The organism is Melaminivora alkalimesophila, from assembly GCF_000282995.1.
Taxonomy (GTDB): Bacteria; Pseudomonadota; Gammaproteobacteria; order Burkholderiales; family Burkholderiaceae_C; genus Melaminivora; species Melaminivora alkalimesophila.
The window spans coordinates 1-4,488 of record NZ_ALEE01000559.1; the positions used below are offsets into that span (position 1 = coordinate 1).

Genomic DNA, 4,488 nt, shown 5'->3' on the forward strand with positions numbered 1-4,488 from the left:
GCGGCGGGCGGTCGCTGGCGCCGTAGACGACGGGGGTCTGTCCGGTGGCGGGTGTCTGTGCCATGGTGTGTCTCCTTGGAATGAAGGTTCAGGCCACCCGCGCCGCGCCGGCTACTGAAGGCGGATCTTGGCGGCCTTGATCAGGAATTCGTACTTGCGGTATTCCGACTGCACGAAGCTGCCGAAGCCGCCCAGCGTCAGCTCCTGCGGCTCCAGACCCATCGCCTTGAACTGCTCGCGGCCCTGCGGCGAGTGCATGGCGGCGGAGAAGGCGCTGGCGTATTTCTGTGCCTGCGCCTCGGGCAGGCCGGCCGGCGCGAACAGGCCGAACCAGGTCGAGACGTGAAAGCCCGGCACCTCGCTGTTGATGCTCGGCACCTGCGGCAGCGCCGCGTCCGGGCCCAGCGAGGTCACGCCCAGCGCGCGCAGCTTGCCCTCGCGGATCAGCGGCAGCGACGACGCCAGGTTGTCGAACAGCAGCGCCACGCTGCCCTCCTGCAGGGCCTTGAGCGCCGGCCCGGCACCCGCGTAGGGCTGGTGCGCCATGCGCGTGTTGGTGAGCGACTGGAACATCTCGCCGGCGATGTGGCCGATGCTGCCGTTGCCGCCCGAGCCGTAGCGCAGCGCCCCCAGGCACCATGCCAACCCTGCCCTTCGGTTCCATTCACGCCTGTGCAACACTGCCATTCCTCCGTTTCCCTTCATCGATGGACAAAACGATCGAGCATAGAAACGGCCGCTCGGGGTGGCTGTCGCCTCGGTCGGGGCGGTCAGCCTGCCGACTGGGCCTGCGGAATGGCGCCGCGGCGCACCTGGTCGCGCTCCAGCGACTCGAACAGCGCCTTGAAGTTGCCTTCGCCGAAGCCGTCGCGGAAGTCGCCGCGGCGCTCGATGAACTCGAAGAACACCGGGCCGAGCATCGGCGTGGAGAAGATCTGCAGCAACAGGCGCGGCGTGCCGTCGGCGGTGGTGCCGTCCAGCAGGATGCCGCGCGCCTTCAGTTCCTCCACCGGCTGGCCGTGGCCGGGCAGGCGCGTCTCCAGCATCTCGTAGTAGATGTCGTTGGGCGCCGTGGCCAGCGGCACGCCGGCCAGGCCCAGCTTGTCCACCACCTCGATCAGGTTGTCGCAGATCAGGGCGATGTGCTGGATGCCCTCGCCGTTGAACTGCATCAGGAATTCCTCGATCTGCCCGCCGCCCTGCTTGGCTTCCTCGTTCAGCGGAATGCGGATCTTGCCGTCCGGCGCGGTCATGGCCTTGGAGGTCAGGCCGGTGTATTCGCCCTGGATGTCGAAGTAGCGGATCTCGCGGAAGTTGAACAGCCGCTCGTAGAAGTTCGACCAGAACTCCATCCGGCCGCGGTAGACGTTGTGCGTCAGGTGGTCGATCTCGTTCAGGCCGTGGCCCACCGGGCGGCGGTCCACGCCCTCGATCCACTCGAAGTCGATGTCGTAGATCGACTTGCCATCCTCGAAGCGGTCGATCAGGTACAGCGGCGCGCCGCCGATGCCCTTGATGGCCGGCAGGCGCAGCTCCATCGGACCGGTGGGGATCTCGATGGGCTGGGCGCCCAGCTCCAGCGCGCGCTTGTACGCTTGCTGGGCGTTCTTGACGCGAAACGCCAGGCCGCAGGCGGACGGGCCGTGCTCGGCGCCGAAGTAGGAGGCAAGGCTGCGCGGCTCGCGGTTCAGGATGAAGTTGATCTGGTTCTGGCGGTACAGCAGCACGTCCTTGGAGCGGTGGCGTGCGACCAGCGTGAAGCCCAGCTGCTCGAACACCTTCTCCAGCACGCCCGGCTCGGGTGAGGTGAACTCGACGAACTCGAAGCCCATCAGGCCCATGGGGTTCTCCCAGGCGGCGGTCTCTTGGGCGGCTTGCGTGGGCAGGGGGGCGGTCATGGGCATGTCTCCTGTCGTGTGGTGGCAGAAAAAAGGGTTCAATCCATCGACTGTAGGCCGGCAGGGGCTCATTTTTCCGGCGAATATTGCGCAGATCGTGGTTGCGAGCGCAGGAATATTGCGATTTGTCAATGCACTTTGCACGGCTATCGCGTTAGGGATCGTGCCGAGGCCGGTTTCGCGGCGCCTGCCTAGAATCCGCCGCCATGACGGAGCGCAGCCCCCCCATCCTTGACAAGCTCGACCGTGCCATCCTGCGCAGGCTGCAGGACAACGGCCGCGAGACCTACGACGTGATCGGCGAGCAGGTCGGCCTGTCGGCGAGCGCCGTGCTGCGCCGCACGCGCCGCCTCGAGGAACTGGGCATCATCGACCGCTACGTGGCACTGGTGCGGCCGGAGGCGGTGGGGCTGGGGCTGACGGCCTACCTGAACGTGCGCCTGGAAAAGCTCACCGAGAGCCACAAGCGCAACCCCATGGACCTGTTCCGCGCCAGCGTCCAGACCTGGCCGGAGGTGGTCGAGTGCGCCGCGCTCACGGGCGAGATGGACTACCTGCTGCGCGTGGTGGTGGCCGACATGGGGCACTACAGCCGCTTCATCATGGACACCCTGCTCAAGCACCCGAGCGTGCAGGACTGCAAGACCAGCTTCGTGCTCGACCGCGTCAAGGCCACGACGGCGGTGCCGGTTTGAGCAAGGATGCCCCCAGGGGCATTGCTGCATTGCAACATGGCGCTGCAGAATCCTAGGGAAAACCCTAGAATGGGCGCACCATGCCCATACCCGAGACCTTGCTCCACGCCTGCCTGCCCGCAGGCTCGGCCATGCCCCGCCTGCGTGGGCGCTCCCACCGAGGTTTTGCCATGGCGTCTTCCGTTCCGGTTCCCATCCGCCCGCTGGGCGCCCAGCACCGCGCCCGCATTGCCGCGCACCTGCTGGGTCTGTCCGAGCACGACCGCTACCTGCGCTTCGGCTACCCCGCCACCGACGAGCAGGTGCAGCGCTACGTGGACCTGCTGGACTTCGAGCGCGACGAGGTGTTCGGCATCTTCAACCGCAAGCTGGAGCTGATCGCGCTGGCCCAAGTCGCCTACGGCGGCGCGGCGGGGGCGCCCAACTGCGCCGAGTTCGGCGTCTCGGTCTCGGCCAGCGCGCGCGGGCGCGGCTATGGCGCGCGGCTGTTCGAGCGCGCCGTGATGCTGGCGCGCCACCGCGGCGTGAGCATGATGTTCATCCACGCGCTCAGCGAGAACACGGCGATGCTGAAGATCGCGCGCAACGCCGGCGCGCGCGTGCACCAGGACGGCCACGAATCCGAGGCCTACCTGCAGCTGCCGCCCGCGGGGCTGGACACGCGCGTCTCGCGCCTGGTGGCCGAGCACTACGGCGAGCTGGACTACCAGCTCAAGAAGCAGGCCCGGCAGTTCTGGAAGATGCTGGCGAACCTGCAGGAGATCCGCCAGGGCGTGCGCGAGGGCCGCGAGCGCGCGCCCGAATAGTTGGCCCGCCTGCCGGGCCGGCCGGCGGCCTGGGCGATCCGCTATCCTAGGAACCCTTGTTCCACCCTTGCACGCTCCGCTGACGTGTCCGACCCGCACCCTGCGCACCCTTCCGATGGCAAGGAGGACAAGCGCTCCATCCTGCAGCGCCTGATCGAGTTCATCCACCCCGGGCCCGATTCCACCGACGAGCTGATCGCCACGCTGGCCGAGGCCGAGGACAATGAGGTCATCAACGCCGACGCGCGCATCATGCTCGAGCGCGTGCTGCGCATGGCCGAGATGACGGCCGACGACGTGCTGGTGCCGCCGGCGCGCATGGACATGCTGGACATCGACGCGCCGGTGGATGCGCTCATGCACCAGGTCATCCAGACGGCGCACTCGCGCTTTCCCGTCTACCAGGGCTCGCGCGACAACATCATCGGCATCCTGCTGGCCAAGGACCTGCTCAAGCGCTGGCGCTCGCCCGAGCTGAGCATCCGCACGCTGGTGCGCCCGGCGCTGTTCGTGCCCGAGAGCAAGGGGCTGCACGAGCTGGTGCGCGAGTTCCGCGCCACGCGCAACCACCTGGCGATCGTCATCGACGAGTTCGGCCGCACCGCCGGCCTCGTGACCTTCGAGGACGTGATCGAGCAGATCGTCGGCGAGATCGAGGACGAGTTCGACATCCCCGAGGACGAGGGCGACATCTTCGCGCTGGCCGACGGCACCTGGCGCGTGAGCGGCCACACGCCGGTGGAGCGCGTCGCCGAGGCCTTCGAGGTGCAGCTGGCCTCCAGCGACCCGGACGAGGAATTCGACACCATCGGCGGCCTGATCGCCCACGAACTGGGCCGCGCGCCCGCCAAGGGCGAGACCACCGTGCTCGGCGGCCTGAAGTTCGTCGTGCTGCACACCAAGGGCGGGGCCGTGCGCTGGTTCAAGGTGGCGCCAGCCGCGGGCGACGAGGACGAGTCCGCCGCCTGATGGCCCCGCTGCGCCCCGCCGCACCTGCGCCCGTGCGCCGGCTCGCTCCCTGGCTGCTGGCGGGCGCGGGGGGCCTCCTGCAGGCCCTGTCGCTCGCCTGGCCCGGCAGCGGCGAGCCGC

General features: G+C 68.5%; 5 protein-coding genes. 3 read left to right on the forward strand and 2 right to left on the reverse strand.

Annotated elements, in window-relative coordinates:
* Window positions 1–111 precede the first annotated feature (111 nt).
* Window positions 112–645 carry a tripartite tricarboxylate transporter substrate-binding protein gene (locus A612_RS10915; protein ID WP_019374518.1) on the reverse strand — a complete coding sequence of 178 codons (534 nt, stop codon included), beginning with the start codon at window positions 643–645 and terminating at the stop codon, window positions 112–114.
* A 125-nt stretch (window positions 646–770) separates the two neighbouring features.
* Window positions 771–1,898 (reverse strand): 4-hydroxyphenylpyruvate dioxygenase, encoded by a 1,128-nt coding sequence (hppD, locus tag A612_RS10920; RefSeq protein ID WP_019374519.1) that lies wholly within the window; start codon window positions 1,896–1,898, stop codon window positions 771–773.
* A gap of 206 nt (window positions 1,899–2,104) precedes the next feature.
* On the opposite strand from hppD, the gene A612_RS10925 reads away from it, so the two are divergent.
* The 3 genes from A612_RS10925 (at window position 2,105) to A612_RS10935 (ending at window position 4,368) form a co-directional block, all read left to right on the forward strand.
* The gene (locus tag A612_RS10925) at window positions 2,105–2,593 is read left to right on the forward strand and encodes an Lrp/AsnC family transcriptional regulator (RefSeq protein WP_019374520.1); all 489 of its coding nucleotides are present in this window, start codon (window positions 2,105–2,107) and stop codon (window positions 2,591–2,593) included.
* Between the two features lie 80 nt (window positions 2,594–2,673).
* Entirely contained in the window at window positions 2,674–3,399 is a 726-nt protein-coding gene (locus A612_RS10930) for a GNAT family N-acetyltransferase (RefSeq protein ID WP_040436654.1), read from the forward strand.
* An 84-nt stretch (window positions 3,400–3,483) separates the two neighbouring features.
* On the forward strand, window positions 3,484–4,368 hold the full coding sequence (locus A612_RS10935) for an HlyC/CorC family transporter (RefSeq protein ID WP_019374522.1): 885 nt from the start codon (window positions 3,484–3,486) through the stop codon (window positions 4,366–4,368).
* Window positions 4,369–4,488 lie beyond the last annotated feature (120 nt).